This window comes from Kitasatospora kazusensis (assembly GCF_039529945.1).
Taxonomy (GTDB): domain Bacteria; phylum Actinomycetota; class Actinomycetes; order Streptomycetales; family Streptomycetaceae; genus Kitasatospora; species Kitasatospora kazusensis.
Map to the genome: position 1 here is coordinate 73968 of NZ_BAAANT010000008.1, position 20799 is coordinate 94766.

Genomic DNA, 20799 nt, shown 5'->3' on the forward strand with positions numbered 1-20799 from the left:
GCCGACCGGCTGCCCACGATGTGCGTGGCGCGGTCCGTACGGGCCGGCCTCCAGTCGACAGACGACAGACAGACGAGGACAGGTGAGGAAGATGACCCGTGGATCGTTCCGCAGGGCGGCGCTGGCGGGGTGCGCGGCGGTGCTGCTCGCGGCAGGACCGGCCGTGGCGGACGGCGGCCGCTGCGGCCCGGATCTGCTGGTGCGGGTGAAGGACCCGGCACCCGTCCACGGCGGCGGGCAGACGGTGGTGCACTCCCGGGTGGTGAACAACGGGGACGCGCCGACCACGACACCGTTCACCTTGACCATCGACCTCCCGCCCGGTGTGGACATCGCCGATCCGTTCCCCACCGCCAACTGCCAGGTCTTCCCCTTCGGGCACGTCCTGACCTGCACCTACCCGGCGGGCTTGCAGCCCGGGGGCACCGTCCTGGCCGCGTTCACGATCTCGGTCGGCAACGGCATGTCCGCGGGCAGCTACCCCGGCAGCGTCCACGTGGACCTGCCGGGCGACCCGACCCCGAACGACGATGCGGCGGCCTTCCACATCACCGTGCTGTGACCTGACCGGAGGTCCCGTCGACGGCTGTGCGGCCCGGCCCGGCCGCACAGCCGTCGACGTCGGACGGTGCGGTGCGTGCGGCTGTCCGCGATCGTCCGCGATCGTCCGGGGTCGTCCAGGGCGGTAGCCCGTACGGCGGCGTACGTGATCGGCTCGGCGCGGGTGCGCTCGTACCCCCACCAGGCCGAGGAGTCCTCATGCGTTCGACAGATCCGTTACGCCCGTTACGTCCGTCAAGCCTGTCCGGCCCGTCCGGGACACCGCGCAGTGCCCGTCAGGGCGGCCGGTGGGCGGCGGCGGCCGTCGCCGCGCTGGTGGCGCTGGGCGGCCCGCTGGCGCTGCCCTCGTCCGCGAGCGCGAGCGCCGGCGCGGGGGTGGGCGCCGGGGCTGCCGTGAGGGCCGGTGCGGCCGGCGGGCACGACCACGTGCTGGACTGGAACGACGTGCTGCTCCAGGCGTACCGGAACGCGTGCGGCGCGGCCGGTGCCCCCGGCCCGCTGGCCCGGGCGGGCGCGATGATGCATGCCGCGATCTGGGACGCGGTGAACTCCGTCTCCGGCGGCGCCACTCCGGCGTACGGCTTCTACCTGGGCAGGCTGGCCGCGCCCGCGGGCGCCTCGGCCGAGGCCGCGATCGACTACGCGGCCCACGACACGCTGGTCGACGTCTTCCCCGCGCAGCAGGCGGCCTTCGACGCCGCGCTGGCCACCGAGACCGGTTACCTGACGGGGACCGTGACCACGCAGCAGGAGAACGACGGCGTCGGCGTGGGCCGGCAGGCGGCCCAGGCGATGATCGCCGCCAGGTCGGGTGACGCCCCGGCCTTCAACCCCGCGTACACCAACGGCACGGTGGACGGGGCGTGGCGGCCCACCGACGACAAGTGGGTTGCCGCGACGCCCGCCTGGGGCACGCTCAAGCCGTTCACGCTGAGTTCGAGCACCCAGTTCCGGCCCCCGCTGCCGGCCGGGTACAGCTCCTACCAGGCGTTGCTGGCCGGCCCGGAGTACGCGGCCCAGGTCAACGAGGTCGAGCGGGTCGGCTCGGCGAGCGCCGCCCCGGCCGACCGGTCGGCGGACCAGACCCAGAGCGCGTTCTTCTGGGCCAACGACCAGGGCCCGATCTGCGACGCCAACGGACACGTCACCACGCCGGGCACCTACAAGCCGCCGGGCCAGCTGTTCCAGACCACGCAGACCGTGGCGAGGAACGAGAACCTGGACGAGTTCGCCGAGGCACGGCTGTTCGCGCTGGTGGGGCTCGCGATGACGGACGCCTCGGTCACCGCCTGGGACGCCAAGTACGACACCGCCATCCAGCTCTGGCGGCCGGTCACCGCGATCCAGCAGGCGACCGCCGTCGCCAGCCCGGGTGTCGTCGCCGATCCGAACTGGCAGCCGCTCTCCACCGGGGCGGACGGCACCCACTTCACCCCGCCGTTCCCGTCCTACGTGTCCGGGCACGCGACCTTCGCCGGGGCCTGGGCCGCCGTGATGCGCGACTACTTCGGTGACCAGGTCGGCTTCACCGCCGCCACCGATGACGCGCACGCCGCCGGGGTCACCCGCAGCTTCAGCAGCTTCACCGCCGCCGCCACCGAGGACGCCTTCAGCAGGCTGTACCTGGGCGTCCACTACCGCTGGGACACCGAGCAGGGGCTCGCCGCCGGATCCTCGGTCGGCGACTACGCGTTCCGGAACACGCTGAAGCCGGCCATCGGTTACCAGGGGTCGGTGGCCGCTTCGGCGGCGGCCGTGAGCGGTTCGAGCCTGACCCTGCCGGTCTCCCGCGCCGTCCGGGCCGGTGACACACTGCTGGTCTCGGTGATGCTCACCAACACCCACTCCGGGACGGTCGGCGCCACCGACAGCCAGGGCAACTCCTACACCGTGGTCAGCAACACCCCTGACGGCGCCGGGGACCGCACCCTGGTGCTGGCGGCGGTCGGGGTCAACGCGTTGACCACGGCGGACCACCTCACCCTCACCTACCCGACCACCGGCGAACACCACGTCTCGGTCGTGGAATTCAGCGGGGTCGGCGCCGTCGACCGGAGCGCCGCCGCCACCGGAGCGGCCGGTACGCCCTTCAACTCCGGGACCACCCCGGTCACCACAGCCGCCAACGAACTGGTCTTCGGCGTCGCGGGTGTCCAGGGCGGCGCGGCCGCCACCTGGTCGGACGGCTTCACCGCGCTCCCCACCCTGTTCGTCGCCGACGACCAGCTCGCCACCGCCTACCGCAACGTCTCCGCGACCGGCGGGTACGCGGCCACCGGTACGGCCACCCACCAGTGGATGGCCGCCGCGGTCACCCTCCGCTAGACCGGGCCGAACCGGGGCGCAGGCGCCACCGGGGTCCGGCCGCCCGGCAGTTCACGCCGGACGGCCGGCCCCCGGGTCCGTCGGCACGGTCGGGCAGGTCCCGCGCCGCACGCGGTCAGGAGGACTGCCCCGGGGTGTGGCGGCCGAGGCAGGCGAGGTACGTGTGGCTCTTGCCGCTCCTGCGGTACCTGCCCTGGTAGCTGTAGATCGTCCCCGGCACGTTGCGGCAGCTGGCGATGATCGGGGTCTCGAACCGCTTGATGACGACCGCGTCGGCGGCGGCGGACGAGCAGTTGACGACCTTGGTGACGGCAGGCGGGTTGTACTGCATGCAGTTCCCGACGTGCGCCCCCGTGGTGCCGCCGCTCATGAACGACCAAGCCCCCAGGCCCAGCACACCCAGGACGGCGACGGCGCCGCCCCCGAAGAAGAGCTTCGCCTTCCAACTGAGGCCCTGCTTCTGCGGCGGCACCGACCCCTGGCCCTGGTACCCCGGCTGGCCGTACGGCTGCGGCGCGGGCGGGTAGCCGTACGCGGGCTGGCCGTTCTGCTGCGGGGGAGCCGGATATCCGTACGCAGGCTGGCCGTTCTGCGCCGGGGGAGCCGGATATCCGTACGCGGGTTGGCCGTTCTGCTGCGGGGGAGCCGGATACCCGTACGCGGGTTGGCCGTTCTGCGGCTGAGGGGCCGGGTAGCCGTTCGGCGGGCTGCCCTGGGGCGGTTGGCCGGCCGGCGGCTGGCCGAACGGGTTGGGCGGCGGTGTGGTCATCGGTTCCCCCGGGAATTCTGACTGCGGATGGGCCGTGCGCTGACGTACTTTAGCGATTCGAACATCGGCCCAGGCCCGCGCAGCGCCGGGAACACCGCTGGGAACACCGTCGGAAGCGACCGACGGCGCCGCGATCCGCCGGGCGGTGAACGCCCGGACGTCCCCGGAGCGGCCCGGACACCTCCGGGCCCGGCTCCCGGCTCTCGGGCCGACCGCTCAGGGGCTGCCGACGGAGGCGCGGCCGGCCTGCTCCGGATCCTCGGCGTGGTGCGCCGCGCCCGTCCGGGCCGTACGGTGCAGTCGACTTGCCGCCACGGCAAGTCGTCTCGGACGCGGCGGCTTCTCCAGCAGGCGGTCCACGTGGTGCCGTTCGAGCCCTTGCGCCGCGTCGATGGGCAGCAGCAGGCGGTCCCGCCGGACGAGGGAGTTGCGTACGAGCCGGAACGGCATGACGTCGTCCACCCATGCGAACGGGCGCCCGCCGGCGTGGCGCAGCAGCGGCGCCCACTTGGCGCCGGAGAACAGCTCCATCAGCCGCATGCGCGGGTCTCCTGGCTGCGGCTTGTCACCCGCGAACCGCACCACAGGCAGCGGCGGCAGACCGAGCACCGGGGCGACGTGGGTGTTCGCGTCCTCCTCCCAGGTCGTGGCCCAGCAGAGCTCGTACGCCTCCGCCAGCTCGCGCAGCCAGTCACCGTGCCGAGCGGACAGCAGGACGCGGAACCCGAGAAGGGTATGGGCATCGAAGTCCGTCCCGGGACACGGGGCGGCCGGATTGAGCACCCCGTCGACATCGAGGAAGAGCAAGGGCTTCGCCACGGGACTTCCCAGGGGTAGAGGATCCATTGACCACTTGGACGGCCGGGACCGTTGCCGTGGTTGCCGGCGTCGCTGTGCCGGCGTCGCTGTGTCGGCGTGGCTGTGTCGGCGTGGCTGCCGACGGCAATGCCGGAGGGCCCCTCAGATGTCTCTGACAGGCCCTCCGGACCGGCTCGGGGTGGCGGACCGAACACGGGCTGGGTTGCACGACATCCCGCCTGGAAGCCGGTGCATCCCCTCCGACGCCCCCTGGGGCGGGGTCAGGCCGCGGTCGCCTCCACCTGTGCACCGCTTCGGGTCTCCTGCCGCACGACACGTCGGCGCCGGGACGGGATGCCCGCGGTCGGGTTGGCGACGCCCCAGGCCGCGCCCTTGCAGATCAGTTCCTTGTAGAGGGCGGCCACGCGGCCCGTGAGGGCGCTGGTCTTCGCCCGGTCGTCGGCGGTGACGAACTGGATCAGCCCCTCCTTGCGGCCGAGGGAGATGCACTGCTGGAAGTAGCGGATGGGGATGCTGGGGAGCTTGGTGCCGGTGAGGCGGGCGGCGATGGCGTCGGCGGCCTGCCAAGCCATCGGGACGCCCGAGGCGCAGGACATCCGGAGGTGCTTTCCGCCCGGCCCGATCGCCGTCGCCGCGTCGCCCACGGCGTACACGTCCGGGTGGGAGACCGAGCGCATCGTGGAGTCGACCATGATCTGGCCGCGGTCGGTGAGTTCCAGGGTGGTGGCCCGGGCGATCGGGTGGACGGCGAAGCCGGTGGTCCAGACGGTGACCTCGGCGGGGATGGCCGTGCCGTCGGCCGCCGTCACGCCGTCCGCCTCCACGGCGGTGACCGCCGTGTGTTCGTGGACCTTGATGCCGAGCCCGTCCACCACCTTCCGCAGGTGGGTGCGGCCCTTCTCGGAGAGCCAGTCGCCGAGGGCGCCGCGAGCCGCCAGCGCGACATCGAGGTCCGGGCGCGCCTCGGCGATCTCGGTCGCGGCCTCCAGGCCGGTCAGGCCGCCGCCGACCACGACCACGGGCCGACCGGCGTCCAGGGCGGCCAGGCGCTCGCGCAGGCGGAGTGCTCCTGGGCGGCTGGAGACCTCGTGGGCGTGTTCGGCGGTGCCGGGTACGCCCTCGTCGTTCCAGCCGCTGCCGAGGGCGTAGACCAGCGTGTCGTACTCCAGCTCCTCCCGCGCGGGGCCGTCCACGCCGGTGATCGTCACGGCCTTGCGGTCCACGTCCACGGCGCTGACCTTCGCGAGCTTCAGTTCCACGCCCGCGCCGGCGAACATCTCGCTGAACGGCCGGGACGCGAGGTCCTGGCCGGCCGCGAGCTGGTGCAGCCGGACACGCTCGACGAAGTCGGGCTCGGGGTTGACGAGGGTGATGGTGACGTCCTCGCGGTGCAGCCGCTTGGCGAGGCGGCCGGCGGCGACGGCTCCGGTGTAGCCGGCTCCGAGGACGACGATGCGGTGCTGCATGTCCCTGCTCCTGTCTGCGCGGGTCCCGCCGTTGTCTTGCGCGGTTTCGCCCCTTGAACCGGGCAGCCCGGCGTTTCCTGACAGGATCGGGATGTGAAGCACGTCACAGAGCGCGCTCCGCGTCGGATCAGAGGATGTAGAGCGGGGAACCCCCGTGGTCCGCGGCGGCCCACTGCTCGGTCGCGCGTACGAGCTTGTCGGGGTTGACCTGGCTGCGGACCGCGGCGATGCCCTCCGCGGTGACCTCCAGGCACGTGATCCCGGCGACCCGGCCGTCCACGACCGTCACGAGGGCGGGCTCGCCGTTGGCGGTCGTGGCGTGGAACTCGGCCGCGCCGCCGAGGAGGGCCCGCTTGGCCTCGGTGGGCTTGAACAGGCCGCGCAGGAACTTGGCGACCGCGAGCGCGCCCTCGAACGCCTTCGCGCGGGCCGGGACCTTCCCGCCGCCGTCGCCGACCGTGACGGCGTCCTGGGTGAGCAGGCGCAGGAGGGGTTCGGTACGGCCGCTGGTCGCGGCGGCCAGGAATTCCTCGACGATCCTGCGGGCGGCGGCCTCGTCGATCTCGGTGCGCGCCTTGCCGTCCGCGACGTGCTTCTTGGCCCGGTGGTAGATCTGCTGGCTGCCGGCCTCGGTGATGTCCAGGATCCCGGCGATCTCCCGGTGCGGGTAGTCGAAGGCCTCGCGCAGCACGTACACCGCCCGCTCGCCCGGCGACAGGCGCTCCAGCAGGACGAGGACGGCGTACGACACCGACTCGCGCTGCTCCACGGTGTCGGCCGGGCCGAGCATGGGGTCCCCGGCGAGCAGCGGCTCGGGGAGCCAGGTCCCCACGTACGTCTCGCGCCGGGCGCGTGCCGAAGTGAGCTGGTTGAGGCAGAAGTTGGTGAGGACCTTCGTCAGCCAGGCCTCGGGCACCTCGATCCGCCCGACGTCGGTCGCCTGCCAGCGCAGGAACGTCTCCTGCACGGCGTCCTCCGCCTCGGCCGCCGAGCCGAGCAGCCGGTAGGCGATGGCCTCCAGCCGGGGCCTGGTGCCCTCGAACCGGTCCACGTCGCTCATGCTCAGGGCCATGGTCGCGAATCCTACTCGCCCGGGCGGCGCAACGGCAGGCACGGCGGCGCCCCCTGACGAGCAGTCGGACCAGCCCGCCCGCCGCCCCCGGTATGCCGACCGGTCAGGCGAGTGCCGCGCGAGCCAGGTCGCACAGCCCGGAACGGTCGTCGACCGCCTCCGCCGGGACGCTGTAGTACGTGCTCACCACCACCTCACGACCCGCGGCACGGTAGCTGAACGGCACCGACCCGGCTTCCTCGTAGGAGGAGCGGGTCGCGTCGTCGACGCGGAAGTAGAGGGTGTCCATCACCATCGCGAACTGCCTGCCGTGGCTGCGGACCGCCCACCCGCCGAAGTAGCGGTGGACGGTGACCGCGCCGAGCGGTGCCAGCTGGTCGGCGAGGTGCTCGGCCAGGCTGCGGGATCCGCTCATGCGGGCAGGAAGAACCCGGTGATGTCGGCGAGCCGGCCGTCGCGGTGCAGCGCGGTGCTCACGCCGGTCATCGCGGCCTCGCCCTGCTCGCCGAGCTGGGTCCAGCGTGCGAGCGAGCGGTCGTGGTGTTCGAGCACCTCGTCGATCCGGAACCGGTGACCGGGGAAGGCGCCGGCGAATCCGGCCATGTAGGCGGCCAGCTCGTCCAGGCCGCTGACCTCCGTTCCCGGGTCCCGGTAGGCGACCTCGTCGACGGCGACCGCGCCGAGCGCGGTGAGCCGCTCGTCGGTGCCGGCCGACCAGCATGCCGCGTAGTCCGTCCAGAGCTGCTGTGAGTCACTCATCGCTGTCCCTCTTTGCCGGGGCCGATCGACGCGATCGCGCCATCGGTGATGGTGTGCAGTTTGGTGACGGGTGTGCCGGCCCGGACGAGCACCAGCAGGCCCTGATAGAGCGCCAGCAGCTGGGCCGCCGAAACCCCGACGTCCAGACCGGCCGACAGCCGGCCCAGCGCGCGGGCACGCGTCAGGGCGTCGGCGAACCCCGCCTCGATGGCCTCCAGCCCGCGCTGCACCCCTGCGGCGGCCTGCGGAACGGTGAAGGACTCCACGGCCGTGTTGGTGAGGAGGCAGCCCGGATCGGGATCGAGACCGGTCTCGAACGCCGAGGTGAAGAACGATCGGATACCCGCCACGGGATCCGCCGGCTCCAGGAGGTGGACCCGGACCCGGGCTCGTACCACCTGGTCGTTGTAGGCGTCCAACGCGGCCTGGAACAGGCCTTCCTTGCTGTCGAAGGCCCGGTACAGACTGCCCGGGTGCAGCCCCGTGGCTTCCTCGATGTCCCGCAGCGAGGCGCCGAGGTAACCCCGCCGACGGAAGAGCCGCATGGCGGAGGTCAGCACCTCTGCCTGGTCCCAGAGCTGCCTGCGTCCCACCGCCACCTCCATAGTTGAACGATTGCTCACAAAAAATAGCACACGAGTCCGACCGGCCGTCCCCGGCGGAGGCCCCATGGGGGAGCGGTCGGGCTACGAGAACTCCCGGGCGAACGAGGGGGGCTGCTGACGGGTCGGACAGGCATGACCGGGGACGCCGCGTGCTCACACGCGGGCACCTTGCAGCGCGGCCTGGCGGGTCGCCGAGGTGAAAGGCCGAGGAGGTGGCGGCGCCGCTCCGGCGCGGACTCGTTCGCCGTGACGTTGCTGCTGCACTTCTGGCATGGGCGGCTCGGATGTGGCTCGCGCCGACACGGGGACATGCGAGGTGGAGATAGTTTCCGGCGAGATACTATCTCTGGCGCTACCATCTTGCCGCCGCCGTCTCCCGCCACCCTGATGGGGTCCGCACATGTATCGGTTCATTGGTCGAGGTCGAGAACTGCGCATCCTGGACCACGCACTCCGAGAAGTCCGAGAAGCCGGCGCTGGCGCCGGCGCCGCACAGCCCGGGCAGTGCCTGCTCATGCGGGGGCGGCGACGGGTCGGGAAGTCGACGCTGGTCGAGGAGTTCCTGCGGCGTGCGGAGGTTCCTCAGCTGTTCTTCACAGCCGGCGGCGGATCTGCCGAGGATGAGCTGGCGGAGTTGCTCGACGCGGTCGCTACCTCCACCCTGCCGGACAAGGCAGTTTTCGCGGAGGAAGCGCCGACCCAGTGGAACGCTGCCTTCCGGCTGCTTGCCGAGATCCTGCCCGACGACTCACCCAGCGTGGTGGTGATCGATGAGGTTCCCTACCTCATGGAGCGCATCGATGCGTTCGAGGGCATGCTCCAACGGGCCTGGGACCGGCTGCTCAGTCGCAAGCCCGTCCTCCTTCTGCTCGTCGGCTCGGACCTGTCGATGATGGAGGCGCTCAACAGCTACGACCGGCCGTTCCATCAGCGCGGGCGCGAGATGGTCGTGGGGCCGCTCAACCCGGCCGACCTCAGCGAGATGCTCGAACTGGAGCCCGCGGCTGCTTTCGACGCGGCTCTCATCACCGGCGGGTTGCCGCTGATCTGCCGGGAGTGGCCGGTCGGCGCCTCGATGTGGGAGTTCCTCGGCGCAGCGCTGGAGAATCCGATCTCCGCGCTTCTGGTTTCGGCCGAGCGGTCGCTGGCTGCCGAGTTCCCCCCGCAAGCGATGGGGCGGGAGGTATTGCGAGCGATCGGGACGGGAGAACGGACGTTCACCAACATCGCCAGGGCCGCCGGCGGCATCGCGCACAGCACTCTCGCCAGGGCAGCGGACCTGCTGATCGACAAGCGCGTGGTGGCGGCCGAGCTCCCGATCGCCCTCCACCCCTCGAAGGAGCGCCGCTACCGTGTGGCGGACCCGTACCTGCGCTTCTGGCTGGCCTTCCTGGATCCGTACATGGCAGAGATCGAGCGCATGCGCGGTGACCTCACCCTGGCGCGGGTCCGGGAGCAGTGGCCCAGTTGGCGAGGCCGCGCCGTCGAGCCCTTGATCCGGGAGTCTCTCGCCCGCATCCTCCCTGACGGCATGTTGCCCGCCGCTCCTGCGGTCGGTGGCTACTGGACCCGCAGCAACGACGTCGAGATCGACCTCGTGGGCGCCGACCGTCAGCCCGTGGCCAAAGAACTGCTGTTCCTGGGGTCGATCAAATGGCTGGAGACATCCCCCTTCGATGCCCACGACCTGGCCGCCCTGCACAAGCACCGAGCCGCACTCACGGACGACCCGATCCCGCTCGTTGCAGTCTCCCGAAGCGGCGTCAGCTGCGCCGGGCTCCAGGCAACGTACGGACCGGATGAACTGCTCGGCGCCTGGCGCGCCCGCTGACCGCCGCTCTCTGCTGAGCCCTGTCGAGCGGGAGGCGCCAGGATTTCTCCAGAGCGGCCCCGACAAGCAGTCAGGGCCGGTCTCCCTTGCGGGAGACCGGCCCTGAGCTGGTCTTACTGGGTCGGGGTGGCGGGATTTGAACCCACGGCCTCTTCGTCCCGAACGAAGCGCGCTACCAAGCTGCGCCACACCCCGGTCCTGCGTTTGTTGCTCCGTTCCCCGGTGCAACGAGTAGAACTCTACCGGACAGGTGCCGAGAGACGAAATCCGATTCCGCGGGGCTCTGACCAGGGGCTCAGCGGCGGGGTGTCAGGGTCAGCAGGGTGGCTTCCGGCGGGCAGGCGAAGCGGACCGGGGTGTAGCGGTTGGTGCCGCAGCCGGCCGAGACGTGGAGGTAGGAGCGGTGGCCGCCCGCGCGGTGTTCGGAGAGGCCCTTCACCCGCTTGGTGTCGAGGTCGCAGTTGGTGACGAGGGCGCCGTAGAAGGGGATGCAGAGCTGGCCGCCGTGGGTGTGCCCGGCGAGGATCAGCGGGTAGCGGTCGGCGGCGAAGGCGTCCAGGACGCGCAGGTACGGCGCGTGCACGACGGCGAGGGAGAGGTCGGCGTCGGCGGACGGGCCGCCGGCCACCTCGTTGTAGCGGTCGCGGCGGATGTGCGGGTCGTCCAGGCCGGTGAACTCGACGTCCAGGCCGGCCAGGGTCAGGCGGCCGCGGGTGTTGGTGAGGTCGAGCCAGCCCGCCGCGTCGAAGCCGTCGCGGAGCTTCTCCCACGGGTTGTGGACGGCGCCGGTGATGCCGCGCCGCCCGGTGCCGTCGGGGTTGTTCATGCCGTGGACGCCGCTCTTCAGCGCCGCGAGGTAGCGGGCCGGGTTCTTGCGGGCCGGGCCGTAGTAGTCGTTCGAGCCGAAGACGTAGACGCCGGGGAAGTCCATCAGCGGTCCGAGCGCGTCCAGCGTGGCCGGTACGCCGAGCGGGTCGGAGAGGTTGTCGCCGGTGTTCACCACCAGGTCGGGCCGGAGCCCGGCCAGGCTCTGCAGCCAGCGCTGCTTCTTGCCCTGCCCGTCGACCATGTGGATGTCGGACACCTGCAGGATCCGGATCGGGCGGGCACCCTGCGGCAGGACGGGTACCTCGACCCGCCGCAGCCGGAACGAGCGGACCTCGTATCCGGCGGAGTAGGCGAGGCAGGCGGCGCCGGTGGCGGCGATTCCGAGGGGGACGGAGTACAGCGGTCGCATCGGTCCATGGTCGCAGACGCCGGATGGGACGGTGAACGCCGGTTCGGGGCCCGGGCGGCCACGCGGGTACGGGCGCGCAGGCCGGGCACCCGTGACGGCCGGTCAGCGCCCGGGGACTGTGCCGAGGGCGATATTGGTCGGCGTTCGGGCACGTCAGGTGCGAGGATCGCCCTATGACTACGCTCAAGGAGCAGCTGCACGAGGACCTCACGGCTGCGATCAGGTCCCGGGACGAGCTGCGCTCGTCCACGATCCGGCTGACGCTTGCCGCCATCACCAGCGAGGAGGTGGCGGGCAAGGTGAAGCGCGAGCTCTCGGACGACGAGGTGCTCAAGGTGATCGCCAAGGAGGCGAAGAAGCGCCGCGAGGCCGCCACCGCGTTCGAGGACGCCGGTCGTACGGAGTCCGCCGCGCTGGAGCGGGCCGAGCACGAGGTGCTGGCGGAGTACCTGCCCAAGCAGCTCAGCGACGAGGAGCTGACCGCGATCGTGGCGGAGGCCGTCGCGGCGAGCGGGGCGAGCGGGCCGCAGGGCATGGGCGCGGTGATGAAGCTGGTGAAGCCGAAGACCGATGGTCTGGCCGACGGCGGCCGGGTCGCCGCCGCGGTGAAGGCCGCGCTGGCCGGCTGAGGCGCGGCGTCGGCCCGGCCGCCGTAGCGCGCCGGACAGGCGGAGCCGCGCAGCCGGGGCGGCGCACCCGAAGCGGCGATGGCGAGGCGACGCACCCGAGGCGGCGCAGTCGAGGCGGCGATGGCGAAGCAACGCAGGCGAGCCGGCCATGGCGAAGACGGAGGGCCACCGACTCAGTGAGTCGGTGGCCCTCCGTCGTGAGCGGTCATGACGTGAACGGTCACGAGCCGGCCCTGCCCCGCCGCGGGTCGCCGCGGGGCAGGGCCGGCCCGTCAGTGGTGTCCCGGCTTGCTCGGCTTGCCGGTCGGGGTGCCGCCGGTGGTGCCGGGGCTGCCGCCGGGGCCGCCGTTCCCGCCGCCGATGCCGTTCCCGCCGTTCAGGGTGCCGGGCGGGAAGCTGAAGCCGCCGATCAGGCCGCCGCCCGCGTTGGTCGCGGTGCCGCCGGCCGCGTCGCTGGAGGGCGAGGAGGCCGCGTCGCTGGGCGAGCTGTTGGGGTCGGGCGTCGGGGTCGAGTCCGGGATCTGGACCAGCTGGAACGGGGTGATCGGCGTGCCCGGGAGCACGTCGTTCATGGCCATCCCCCAGATCGGGCCGGGCCCGTCGGCGCCGTACACCTGGGGGCGGTAGATGCCGCCGATGGTGATGTCGCGCATCGAGACGTTGCCGCTCGGGCCGCCCAGCCAGACGGCGGTCGCGAGGTCGGGGGTGTAGCCGTCGAACCAGGCCGCGTAGCGGTTGTCGGTGGTACCGGTCTTACCGGCGAAGGGGCGGCCGTCGTCGATCTTGATGTTGGCCGCGGTGCCCTTCTCGGTCACGGTCTTGAGCAGGGTGTTCACGCCGTCGGCGGTGCTCTGCAACATCGCCTGGGTGCAGTTGGCGGAGGGGACGCTCAGCTTCTTGTTGGTCGCGTCGACCAACGAGCTGATCGCGATCGGGTCGCAGTGCAGGCCGCGCGCGCCGAAGGTGGCGTACACGCTGGCCATCATCAGCGGGCTGACCTCCTGGGTGCCGAGCACCATGGAGGGGACTTCGAGCACCGGCTTGCCGTTGGCCAGGTTCTTGATGCCGACCTTGTTGATCATCTGCTTCATCGGGCAGAGGCCGACCTGCTGCTCCAGCTGGACGAAGTAGGTGTTGACCGACTTGGCCATCGCGTCGTTCATCGAGAACGGGCCCTTTTCGTCGGTCGCCTCGTTCTGGACCGGGACGCCCTTCTCGTTCCAGGTGCCGGTGCAGGTGCTCATCTGCGGATAGGTCATGTCGTGCGGTGCGGGGTACTGCTGGGAGATCGGGATGCCCGACTCCAGTGCCGCCGCCGCCAGGATCGGCTTGAAGGTCGAGCCCGGGGAGAAGCCGTTGCCGCCGCCCATGGCCGCGTCGACGTTCAGGTTGAGCACGGTCTGGTTCTGCTTGGCGTCCAGGCCGTACTGCCGGGTCTGGGCCATCGCCAGGATCTCGCCGGTGCCGGGCTTGACCATGGTCATCGCGGCCGAGACGTCGTCGGTCGGGTACACCTTGGTCGTCACGGCGTGGTAGGCCGCGGCCTGCTTGTCCGGGTCGATGGTGGTGTTGATCTTCAGGCCGCCCTGGCTCCAGAGCTTCTGCCGGTCGGCGGCGGTCTTGCCGAAGACCGGGTCGTTCTTCACCACGTGCCGGACGTAGTCGCAGAAGAAGCCCATCCCCGCCTGCGCGGTGATGCAGCCGTTCAGCGGCTCCTTGTAGGTGATCCCGAGCCCGGAGGCCAGTGCGTCCTTGGCCTGCTGCGGGGTGATGTGCTTGTACTCCAGCAGCTTGTTGATCACCGTGTCGCGGCGGGCCTGGGCGGCCTTCGGGTGCGCGATCGGGTCGTAGGCCGAGGGGTTCTGGACCATGCCGGCCAGCATCGCGGCCTCGGGGATCGTCAGGTCCTTGGCGCTCTTGGCGAAGTAGCGGTTGGCCGCGGCCTCGACGCCGTACGCCTGGTGGTCGTAGTACGTGATGTTCAGGTAGTTGGTGAGGATCTCGTCCTTGGTCAGATCCTGTTCCAGCTTGATCGCGTACTTCAGCTCCTGGATCTTGCGGCCCAGGCTCTTCTTGGTGGCTTCCTGGAAGGCGGCCGGGTCGTCGCCGGCCTTCTCGATGTTGACGTTCTTCACGTACTGCTGGGTCAGGGTCGAGGCGCCCTGGCTGGCCGCGCCGGACGAGGCGTTCTTGCCCACCGCGCGCAGGACGCCCTTGAGGTCGACGGCACCGTGCTCGAAGAACCGGTTGTCCTCGATGTCGACCTGGGCCTGGCGCATGATGGGCGCCATCTGCTCCTTGGTCAGGATGGTGCGGTCCCGGTCGAAGACCTTGGCGATCAGGCCGCCCTTGGCGTCGTAGATGTACGAGGCCTGGGAGAGCGGCGGGGTCTTGAAGTCGTCGGGGATGGTGCCGAGACTGTCCGCACTGCTCTTGACGGTCAGGCCGAGTGCGCCTACGGCGGGCAGTGCCATCCCGGCCACCAGGAGCCCGGCGAGCACGCTGATGCCCAGAAACCTGACTCCAAGCCCGGCCTTGTCGAGCGGGGAACCCGCGGGTCGATGAGGTGCCATGGGGAGAAGACTACGTTGGCGAATCCCGCACATGGGGGCAGGTGTTCGCCTACGCTTGTCACAAGAGTGCGACAGCTGCACTCTGTTCATCATCATCACTCTTGTGGGTGATGAGGTTTGCCCGAATTGATGTAGTTCGGGGGGTTTGGCGGCCTCTGCCGCCGCCGCACCCCTAGCAGAGCGTGACGAAACTGCTCTGGCCGGGTCTGGCAAGGCCCGCGACCTGCGATCACTCCAACGAGTGAGGTACCAGGTACCCATAGTCCGATCGGGTCATTCGAGATTGGGCACGGCGGGGCTGTTGCTCGCTGTGGTTCTTCCGTAACGTCCTCAACTGGCAACGGTGAATATGCCGTTGCCGCCGTGGGGGAGCCTCGATTCGGGAGAGGACGGCGCCGGCATGGGCTGGGTAGACGACTGGAGTGCGCAGGCTGCCTGCCGCACTAGTGATCCGGACGAACTGTTCGTTCAGGGGGCGGCGCAGAACCGCGCCAAGGCTGTGTGCAGCGGGTGCCCGGTGCGCACCGAGTGCCTGGCCGACGCCCTGGACAACCGGGTCGAGTTCGGTGTGTGGGGCGGGATGACCGAGCGCGAGCGGCGGGCGCTGCTGCGCCGTCGCCCGACGGTGATGTCGTGGCGGAGACTGCTGGAGACGGCGCGTACGGAGTACGAGGAGTCGCTCGCGACCGGCATCATCCTCACCGACTACGCGCAGGCGGGCTGAACCGGGCCGCACACAACACCGGACGTCACGGGTGTCGGAGGCTGGGGGGCTGGTCCGACACCCGCACGAACGTACCGTCAGAGCCCGGCCGTCGGAGCCGGGCCGGAGCCGCCGAGGCGGTTTCCGATCTCGCGCAGGCCCTCCAGGTCGTGCACATCGCCCGCGAGGGCGCCGACCTCGACGATCGGCACGTCCGGGTAGACCGAGACGAACCGGTCCCGGGTGCGCCGCTCCCGGTCCATGACCTGCATCCGTTCGGCGTGCAGCCGCAGCAGCCCGGCGGCCAGGGTCTCGGCCGCCGCCGAGGTGTGCGGCGAACCGTTCTCCTCCAGCATCTCGGCCGCCGCCTGCGCCCGCTCCGCGGTCAGCTGCGGGGCTCCGGTGCTGTGCACCCGGTTCAGCACCAGCCCGGCCAGCGGCATGGTGTCGGCGGCCAGCCGGTCGACGAAGTACGCGGCCTCGCGCAGCGCGTCCCGCTCCGGGGCGGCCACCACCAGGAAGGCCGTCCCGGGTGCCTTGAGCAGCTGGTACGTCCGGTCCGCGCGCTCGCGGAAGCCGCCGAACATCGAGTCCATCGCACTGACGAAGGTCTGAATGTCCGTCAGCAGCTGGGCGCCGAAGATCTTCCCGAGCGTGCCGGTCAGCAGGCCCATGCCGACGTTCAGGAACTTCATCGCGCTGCGCCCGCCGACCTTGGCGGGTGCGGTGAGCATCCGGATCAGCTTCCCGTCCAGGAAGGAGCCGAGCCGGTTCGGCGCGTCCAGGAAGTCCAGCGCCGAGCGGGACGGCGGGGTGTCCACGACGATCAGGTCCCAGCGGTCGGCCGCCCGCAGCTGGCCGAGCTTCTCCATCGCCATGTACTCCTGGGTGCCCGCGAAACCGGCCGACAGCGACTGGTAGAAGGGGTTCTCCAGGATCGTCTTGGCCCGCTCGGGGTCGGCGTGGGCGAGCACGACCTCGTCGAAGGTCCGCTTCATGTCGAGCATCATGGCCTGCAACTCGCCGGGCCCGTCGACGCCCTTGACCACCCTCGGGGTGTTGTCCAGCTCGGTCAGCCCCATCGACTGCGCCAGCCGCCGGGCCGGGTCGATGGTCAGCACCACCACCTTCCGCCCGCGTTCGGCCGCCCGCAGCCCGATCGCGGCGGCGGTGGTGGTCTTGCCGACCCCGCCGGAGCCGCAGCAGACCACGATCCGGGTCTTCGGGTCGTCGATCAGCGCGTCCACGTCCAGCGGACTCCGCCGGGCGGGTCCGGTCCGTGCGGTCCTGGCCGTCATGCCGCCCCCTGTCGCTTCAGCTCGCCCGCCAGCCGGTACAGCCCGGCCAGGTCGACGCCCTCGCCCAGCAGCGGGAGTTCGTAGGTCGGCAGCCGCAGTTGCTGCAGGTCGACCCGCTGTGCCCGCTCCAGCTCGACCCGCTCCGCGTGCTCCCGGGCCTGCGCCAGCAGCGGGTCGAGCAGCGGCTCCACCGCCGCCCGGACGGTCGCCGCCGTCCGCGAGCGGCCGCCGAGACCGGCCTCGCCGAGCGCCGCGGCGACCTCCTCGCGGTGGTCGCCGTCCACCGCCGCCACGGCGGCGGCGTCCAGCACCGGCGGCCGGACCATGTTCACCAGCACCCCGCCCACCGGGAGCTGCGCCTCGCGCAGGTCGGCGACGCCGTCCACCGTCTCCTGCACCGGCATCTCCTCCAGCACGGTGACCAGGTGCACCGCCGTCTCCGGCGACTTCAGCACCCGCATCACCGCCTGCGCCTGCCCGTGGATCGGCCCGAACCGGGCCAGCCCGGCCACCTCGGAGTTGACGTTCAGGAACCTGGTGATCCGCCCGGTCGGCGGCGCGTCCATCACGATCGCGTCGTACGCCCGGCGGCCGTCCGGGCCCTTGCGCCGGGACGCCTCGCAGGCCTTGCCGGTCAGCAGGACGTCCCGCACGCCGGGGGCGATGGTGGTCGCGAAGTCGACGAAGCCGACCTTCTGCAGCGCTTTGCCGGCCCGGCCGAGCTTGTAGAACATGTCGAGGTATTCGAGCAGCGCCTGCTCGGTGTCGATCGCGAGGGCGAATATCTCGCCGGGTCTCCCGGTCCGGTCCGGCCCGCCACCGCCGTCAGCCCGGCCGGCCCGGCCGGCCCGGCCGGGCTGCCCGAGCTGGCCGGGGGAGACGGTCGCGACCTTGCGCTCCTCGTACGGCAGCGCGGCGATGCCGAACAGCTCGGCGATGCCCTGCCGGCCCTCGACCTCGATCAGCAGGGTCCGCCTGCCGTCCGCCGCCAGCGCGATGGCGAGCGCGGCGGCGACGCTGGTCTTCCCGGTGCCGCCCTTGCCGGTGACGACGTGCAGCCGCACGCCCTCCCAGTCCGGGTCCTGCTGCTCCGGGGGGCCGGGAGTGCTCGCCACGCGCCGTCTCCGTCCGTATCCGAGTACCTGCACCGCGAGGTGCCGTCTTTGCGAGCGTAACCACGGACCGCCCCCGATGCCGGGAGCACCGGGGTGGCCGAGCTGATTCATGCCCGCTTTGTGTCCCACCTCACACTCCTGCCGGGCCCCGCCCGGACACGGTCGGTGCGGCACCGGGCCGGGGTGCTTCCTCGTCTAGAGTCACCCCCATGACCAAGTGGGAATACGTCACCGTGCCGCTGCTCGTGCATGCCACCAAGCAGATCCTCGACACCTGGGGCGAGGACGGCTGGGAGCTCGTCCAGGTCGTCCCGGGGCCGAACAACCCCGAGCAGCTGGTTGCCTACCTCAAGCGGGAGAAGAGCTGATGAGCAAGGTTGAGGAGAAGCTGGCCGAGCTCGGTCTGACCCTCCCGGGCGTGGCCGCACCGGTCGCCGCGTACGTGCCGGCCGTCCGGTCGGGCGAGTACGTGTTCACCTCCGGCCAGCTGCCGATGGTCGCGGGCAAGCTCTCGACCACCGGCAAGGTCGGCGCCGAGGTCACGCCGGACGAGGCCAAGGCGCTCGCGCAGATCTGCGCGCTGAACGCGCTGGCCGCCGTGAAGTCCGTGATCGGCGACCTGGACCGGATCGAGCAGGTCGTCAAGGTGGTCGGCTTCGTCGCCTCCGCCCCCGACTTCACCGGGCAGCCCGGTGTGATCAACGGCGCGAGCGAGCTGCTCGGCCAGGCGCTCGGCGCGGCCGGCGTGCACGCCCGCAGCGCGGTGGGTGTCGCGGTTCTGCCGCTGGACGCTCCCGTCGAGGTCGAGATCCAGGTCCGGGTCAGCCCGGGCGCCTGAGGCCGGCCGGTCGGTCGGATTGGCCGGCCGGCCGGCCCGAGTGATCGGACTCCCGGCGCGGCGCGCACGACCCGGATGACTCGTACGGCGTCGAAATGGGCGGGGTTGGGCTCTTCCAACCCCGCCCTCGCCTGCATAGCATCCGAGCATGGATCATCACGGCCCGTCCGGTGCAGCCCCCTCGTTTCCGATGCCGCCGTCCTGGCCGGCCCGGATCCGCGCGGTCGCGGCCGGTGAGCTGACCCCGCCGGTGCCCAAACCCTCCGCCACCGTGGTGCTGCTGCGGGACGGCGCCGGGGACGACGGCCCGCAGGCGTACCTGCTGCGGCGCCGGACCTCGATGGCGTTCGCCGGTGGGATGTACGCCTACCCGGGCGGCGGGGTCGACCCGCGTGACGCCGAGGCGGAGCTGGGCTGGGCCGGGCCCTCCCCGGCCGAGTGGGCCGAGCGGCTCGGCGTGGATGCCCGGACGGCGCAGGCGGTGGTCTGCGCGGCCGTCCGGGAGACCTTCGAGGAGGCCGGAGTGCTGCTGGCCGGCCCCGACGCCACCACGATGGCCGAACCCCGGGACTGGACCGCCGAGCGGGCCGCCCTGGAGGCCCATGAGCTCTCCTTCGCCGACTTCCTGCGCAGGCACCGGCTGGTGCTGCGCAGCGACCTGCTCGGCGGCTGGGCGCGCTGGGTCACCCCGGAGTTCGAGGAGCGCCGGTACGACACCTGGTTCTTCGTCGCCGTGCTGCCCGCCGGACAGGACGCCGCCCAGCAGGTCGGCGAGGCGGACAGGGTGGCCTGGCTCTCGCCGGCCGAGGCCGTCCAGGGCTACACCGACGGCCGGTACGGGATGCTGCCGCCGACCGTGACCGTGCTGCGCGAACTGCTCGGCGTCCGGACGGCCGCCGGGGCGCTCACGGCGGCGGCCGACCGCAAGGTCGAGCCGATCGTGGGCCGGGCCGAGCTGGTCGGCGACCGGATGACGGTGCGATGGTCGGGGTATGAAGAGCTGACCATCGACGGTATTTTCCCGCAGTAGACCAGTCCCGAGGTAGCCGCACTACCCGCTGAAGGAAGGACCTCGCCCGATGGACCACAACGACGTGGCTCGCCGTACGGCGTACACCCTGCACCCCCGCAGCCTGGCTCCCCGCAGCCTGACGCCCCGGACGCTCGGACTGCTCGAAGCCGAACCGTTCCCGGACCCGACCGTGCGGCCGCTGGAGCGCCCGCTGCGGGGCCGGAAGGTGTTCCGCCTCTGCGAGGGCGGCCGGTGAGCGGTCTCCTCCCCGGTGACCCCGCCGCCTCCATCGGCGGCGAGGCCACCCCGCGCGCGTTCTGCGTCCTGGCGCCGAACCCTTCGGCGATGACCCTCGACGGCACCAACACCTGGCTGCTGTCCGAGCCCGGCTCGGACCTCGCCGCGGTCGTCGACCCCGGACCACTGGACGAGGGCCACCTGCGCCGGGTGATCGAGGCCGCCGAACAGCAGGGCAAGCGCATCGCCCTCACCCTGCTCACCCACGGCCACCCCGACCACGCCGAGGGCGCGGCCCGCTTCGCCGAACTCACCGGCACCGGCGTACGCGCGCTGGACCCGGCCCACCGCCTCGGCTCGGAAGGCCTGCGCGGCGGCCAGACCCTGGACGTCGGCGGCCTGGAGCTGCGGGTGGTCGCCACCCCCGGGCACACCGCCGACTCGCTGACCTTCCACCTGCCGGCCGACGGCGCGGTGCTCACGGGTGACACCGTCCTCGGCCGCGGCACCACGATGGTGGCGTACCCGGACGGGAAGCTCGGCGACTACCTGGACTCGCTGCGGCGCCTGCACACCATGGCCGCCGAACGCGGCGTCCGGACCATCCTGCCGGGCCACGGGCCGGTCCTGGTGGACGCCCTGGGCGCGGTCGACTACTACCTCGCGCACCGGGCCAACCGGCTGGCCCAGGTCGAGACGGCCGTCGAGGCCGGCTACCGGACCCCCGCCGAGGTGGTCGCCCGGGTCTACGCCGACGTCGACCGGTCACTCTGGCCCGCAGCCGAACTCTCCGTCCGCGCCCAACTGGGCTACCTGGAGGACCACGGCCTGATCTGAGGCCCGGCTGTGCAGCTCAGCTGTGCGGCTCAGCTGTGCAGCTCGCCCGAGGTTGCACTATCCAGGGGGCGCGAGGAACTGCGCGAAGGCGGAAGGCACTGGACCGTCACTCC

The 20799-nt window shown here is 71.8% G+C and carries 21 protein-coding genes and 1 tRNA gene; 10 read left to right on the plus strand and 12 right to left on the minus strand.

What is annotated here, in order from left to right; translation table 11 throughout:
• Positions 1-91 precede the first annotated feature (91 nt).
• Together ABD330_RS09430 and ABD330_RS09435 are read left to right on the plus strand one after the other, a co-directional pair.
• On the plus strand, positions 92-562 hold the full coding sequence (locus ABD330_RS09430) for a hypothetical protein (protein ID WP_344462876.1): 471 nt from the start codon (positions 92-94) through the stop codon (positions 560-562).
• A gap of 197 nt (positions 563-759) precedes the next feature.
• Entirely contained in the window at positions 760-2886 is a 2127-nt protein-coding gene (locus tag ABD330_RS09435; protein WP_344462878.1) for a vanadium-dependent haloperoxidase, read from the plus strand.
• A 115-nt stretch (positions 2887-3001) separates the two neighbouring features.
• Here ABD330_RS09435 and ABD330_RS09440 read toward each other — a convergent pair whose 3' ends face one another.
• The 7 genes from ABD330_RS09440 to ABD330_RS09470 all read right to left on the minus strand — a co-directional run bounded on the left by ABD330_RS09440 (position 3002) and on the right by ABD330_RS09470 (position 8364).
• On the minus strand, positions 3002-3655 hold the full coding sequence (locus tag ABD330_RS09440) for an LppU/SCO3897 family protein (protein WP_344462880.1): 654 nt from the start codon (positions 3653-3655) through the stop codon (positions 3002-3004).
• Between the two features lie 216 nt (positions 3656-3871).
• Positions 3872-4474, minus strand: coding sequence for an HAD domain-containing protein (locus tag ABD330_RS09445; RefSeq protein WP_425555487.1), 603 nt, complete (start codon positions 4472-4474; stop codon positions 3872-3874).
• Positions 4475-4734: 260 nt separating this feature from the next.
• Positions 4735-5940 (minus strand): NAD(P)/FAD-dependent oxidoreductase, encoded by a 1206-nt coding sequence (locus ABD330_RS09450; protein ID WP_344462882.1) that lies wholly within the window; start codon positions 5938-5940, stop codon positions 4735-4737.
• A gap of 127 nt (positions 5941-6067) precedes the next feature.
• Entirely contained in the window at positions 6068-7012 is a 945-nt protein-coding gene (locus ABD330_RS09455; RefSeq protein ID WP_344462884.1) for an RNA polymerase sigma-70 factor, read from the minus strand.
• Positions 7013-7115: 103 nt separating this feature from the next.
• A complete protein-coding gene (locus tag ABD330_RS09460; protein ID WP_344462886.1) occupies positions 7116-7427 on the minus strand; it encodes a TfoX/Sxy family protein in 312 nt (103 codons plus the stop codon).
• Positions 7424-7771 (minus strand): nuclear transport factor 2 family protein, encoded by a 348-nt coding sequence (locus tag ABD330_RS09465; protein ID WP_344462888.1) that lies wholly within the window; start codon positions 7769-7771, stop codon positions 7424-7426. The genes ABD330_RS09460 and ABD330_RS09465 overlap by 4 nt, the downstream gene beginning before the upstream one ends.
• Positions 7768-8364, minus strand: coding sequence for a TetR/AcrR family transcriptional regulator (locus ABD330_RS09470; protein WP_344462890.1), 597 nt, complete (start codon positions 8362-8364; stop codon positions 7768-7770). The genes ABD330_RS09465 and ABD330_RS09470 overlap by 4 nt, the downstream gene beginning before the upstream one ends.
• 412 nt (positions 8365-8776) lie before the next feature.
• On the opposite strand from ABD330_RS09470, the gene ABD330_RS09475 reads away from it, so the two are divergent.
• Positions 8777-10207: an ATP-binding protein gene (locus ABD330_RS09475; RefSeq protein WP_344462892.1), complete on the plus strand. Its 1431-nt coding sequence runs from the start codon at positions 8777-8779 to the stop codon at positions 10205-10207.
• A gap of 121 nt (positions 10208-10328) precedes the next feature.
• On the opposite strand, the gene ABD330_RS09480 is transcribed toward ABD330_RS09475, so the two are convergent.
• Positions 10329-10402 (minus strand) — tRNA-Pro (locus tag ABD330_RS09480).
• 100 nt (positions 10403-10502) lie between these two features.
• A complete protein-coding gene (locus ABD330_RS09485; protein WP_344462894.1) occupies positions 10503-11444 on the minus strand; it encodes a metallophosphoesterase in 942 nt (313 codons plus the stop codon).
• A gap of 173 nt (positions 11445-11617) precedes the next feature.
• Between ABD330_RS09485 and ABD330_RS09490 the strand changes: the two genes are divergently transcribed.
• Positions 11618-12073 carry a GatB/YqeY domain-containing protein gene (locus ABD330_RS09490; RefSeq protein WP_344462896.1) on the plus strand — a complete coding sequence of 152 codons (456 nt, stop codon included), beginning with the start codon at positions 11618-11620 and terminating at the stop codon, positions 12071-12073.
• Positions 12074-12345: 272 nt separating this feature from the next.
• Here the strand turns inward: ABD330_RS09490 and ABD330_RS09495 are convergent, their stop codons facing one another.
• Positions 12346-14646 (minus strand): transglycosylase domain-containing protein, encoded by a 2301-nt coding sequence (locus ABD330_RS09495; RefSeq protein ID WP_344462898.1) that lies wholly within the window; start codon positions 14644-14646, stop codon positions 12346-12348.
• A gap of 400 nt (positions 14647-15046) precedes the next feature.
• On the opposite strand from ABD330_RS09495, the gene ABD330_RS09500 reads away from it, so the two are divergent.
• Entirely contained in the window at positions 15047-15370 is a 324-nt protein-coding gene (locus ABD330_RS09500; RefSeq protein WP_280718551.1) for a WhiB family transcriptional regulator, read from the plus strand.
• A 77-nt stretch (positions 15371-15447) separates the two neighbouring features.
• Here ABD330_RS09500 and bagB read toward each other — a convergent pair whose 3' ends face one another.
• Complete coding sequence (gene bagB, locus ABD330_RS09505; RefSeq protein WP_344462902.1) at positions 15448-16647, minus strand: ATPase BagB; 1200 nt, start codon at positions 16645-16647, stop codon at positions 15448-15450.
• The gene (gene bagA / locus ABD330_RS09510; protein ID WP_344462904.1) at positions 16644-17762 is read right to left on the minus strand and encodes an ATPase BagA; all 1119 of its coding nucleotides are present in this window, start codon (positions 17760-17762) and stop codon (positions 16644-16646) included. The genes bagB and bagA overlap by 4 nt, the downstream gene beginning before the upstream one ends.
• A gap of 209 nt (positions 17763-17971) precedes the next feature.
• Between bagA and sp36 the strand changes: the two genes are divergently transcribed.
• From sp36 to ABD330_RS09535, 5 genes are all read left to right on the plus strand, one after another.
• Positions 17972-18130, plus strand: coding sequence for a Sp36 family protein (gene sp36 / locus ABD330_RS09515; protein WP_095874066.1), 159 nt, complete (start codon positions 17972-17974; stop codon positions 18128-18130).
• Positions 18130-18600 carry a RidA family protein gene (locus tag ABD330_RS09520; protein WP_344462906.1) on the plus strand — a complete coding sequence of 157 codons (471 nt, stop codon included), beginning with the start codon at positions 18130-18132 and terminating at the stop codon, positions 18598-18600. The genes sp36 and ABD330_RS09520 overlap by 1 nt, the downstream gene beginning before the upstream one ends.
• Before the next feature lie 148 nt (positions 18601-18748).
• On the plus strand, positions 18749-19630 hold the full coding sequence (locus ABD330_RS09525) for an NUDIX hydrolase (protein WP_344462908.1): 882 nt from the start codon (positions 18749-18751) through the stop codon (positions 19628-19630).
• Between the two features lie 49 nt (positions 19631-19679).
• Positions 19680-19868 (plus strand): hypothetical protein, encoded by a 189-nt coding sequence (locus tag ABD330_RS09530; protein WP_344462910.1) that lies wholly within the window; start codon positions 19680-19682, stop codon positions 19866-19868.
• Positions 19865-20686: an MBL fold metallo-hydrolase gene (locus ABD330_RS09535; protein ID WP_344462912.1), complete on the plus strand. Its 822-nt coding sequence runs from the start codon at positions 19865-19867 to the stop codon at positions 20684-20686. Before ABD330_RS09530 ends, ABD330_RS09535 begins: the two co-directional genes overlap by 4 nt.
• Positions 20687-20799 lie beyond the last annotated feature (113 nt).

Bases quoted from the DNA above. Each gene is read 5' to 3' on its own strand.
- ABD330_RS09430 (WP_344462876.1), top strand. From the start codon at position 92: ATGACCCGTGGATCGTTCCGCAGGGCGGCGCTGGCGGGGTGCGCGGCG.
- ABD330_RS09435 (WP_344462878.1), top strand. From the start codon at position 760: ATGCGTTCGACAGATCCGTTACGCCCGTTACGTCCGTCAAGCCTGTCC.
- ABD330_RS09440 (WP_344462880.1), bottom strand. From the start codon at position 3,655: ATGACCACACCGCCGCCCAACCCGTTCGGCCAGCCGCCGGCCGGCCAA.
- ABD330_RS09450 (WP_344462882.1), bottom strand. From the start codon at position 5,940: ATGCAGCACCGCATCGTCGTCCTCGGAGCCGGCTACACCGGAGCCGTC.
- ABD330_RS09455 (WP_344462884.1), bottom strand. From the start codon at position 7,012: ATGGCCCTGAGCATGAGCGACGTGGACCGGTTCGAGGGCACCAGGCCC.
- ABD330_RS09460 (WP_344462886.1), bottom strand. From the start codon at position 7,427: ATGAGCGGATCCCGCAGCCTGGCCGAGCACCTCGCCGACCAGCTGGCA.
- ABD330_RS09465 (WP_344462888.1), bottom strand. From the start codon at position 7,771: ATGAGTGACTCACAGCAGCTCTGGACGGACTACGCGGCATGCTGGTCG.
- ABD330_RS09475 (WP_344462892.1), top strand. From the start codon at position 8,777: ATGTATCGGTTCATTGGTCGAGGTCGAGAACTGCGCATCCTGGACCAC.
- ABD330_RS09485 (WP_344462894.1), bottom strand. From the start codon at position 11,444: ATGCGACCGCTGTACTCCGTCCCCCTCGGAATCGCCGCCACCGGCGCC.
- ABD330_RS09490 (WP_344462896.1), top strand. From the start codon at position 11,618: ATGACTACGCTCAAGGAGCAGCTGCACGAGGACCTCACGGCTGCGATC.
- ABD330_RS09495 (WP_344462898.1), bottom strand. From the start codon at position 14,646: ATGGCACCTCATCGACCCGCGGGTTCCCCGCTCGACAAGGCCGGGCTT.
- ABD330_RS09500 (WP_280718551.1), top strand. From the start codon at position 15,047: ATGGGCTGGGTAGACGACTGGAGTGCGCAGGCTGCCTGCCGCACTAGT.
- bagB (WP_344462902.1), bottom strand. From the start codon at position 16,647: ATGACGGCCAGGACCGCACGGACCGGACCCGCCCGGCGGAGTCCGCTG.
- sp36 (WP_095874066.1), top strand. From the start codon at position 17,972: ATGACCAAGTGGGAATACGTCACCGTGCCGCTGCTCGTGCATGCCACC.
- ABD330_RS09520 (WP_344462906.1), top strand. From the start codon at position 18,130: ATGAGCAAGGTTGAGGAGAAGCTGGCCGAGCTCGGTCTGACCCTCCCG.
- ABD330_RS09525 (WP_344462908.1), top strand. From the start codon at position 18,749: ATGGATCATCACGGCCCGTCCGGTGCAGCCCCCTCGTTTCCGATGCCG.
- ABD330_RS09530 (WP_344462910.1), top strand. From the start codon at position 19,680: ATGGACCACAACGACGTGGCTCGCCGTACGGCGTACACCCTGCACCCC.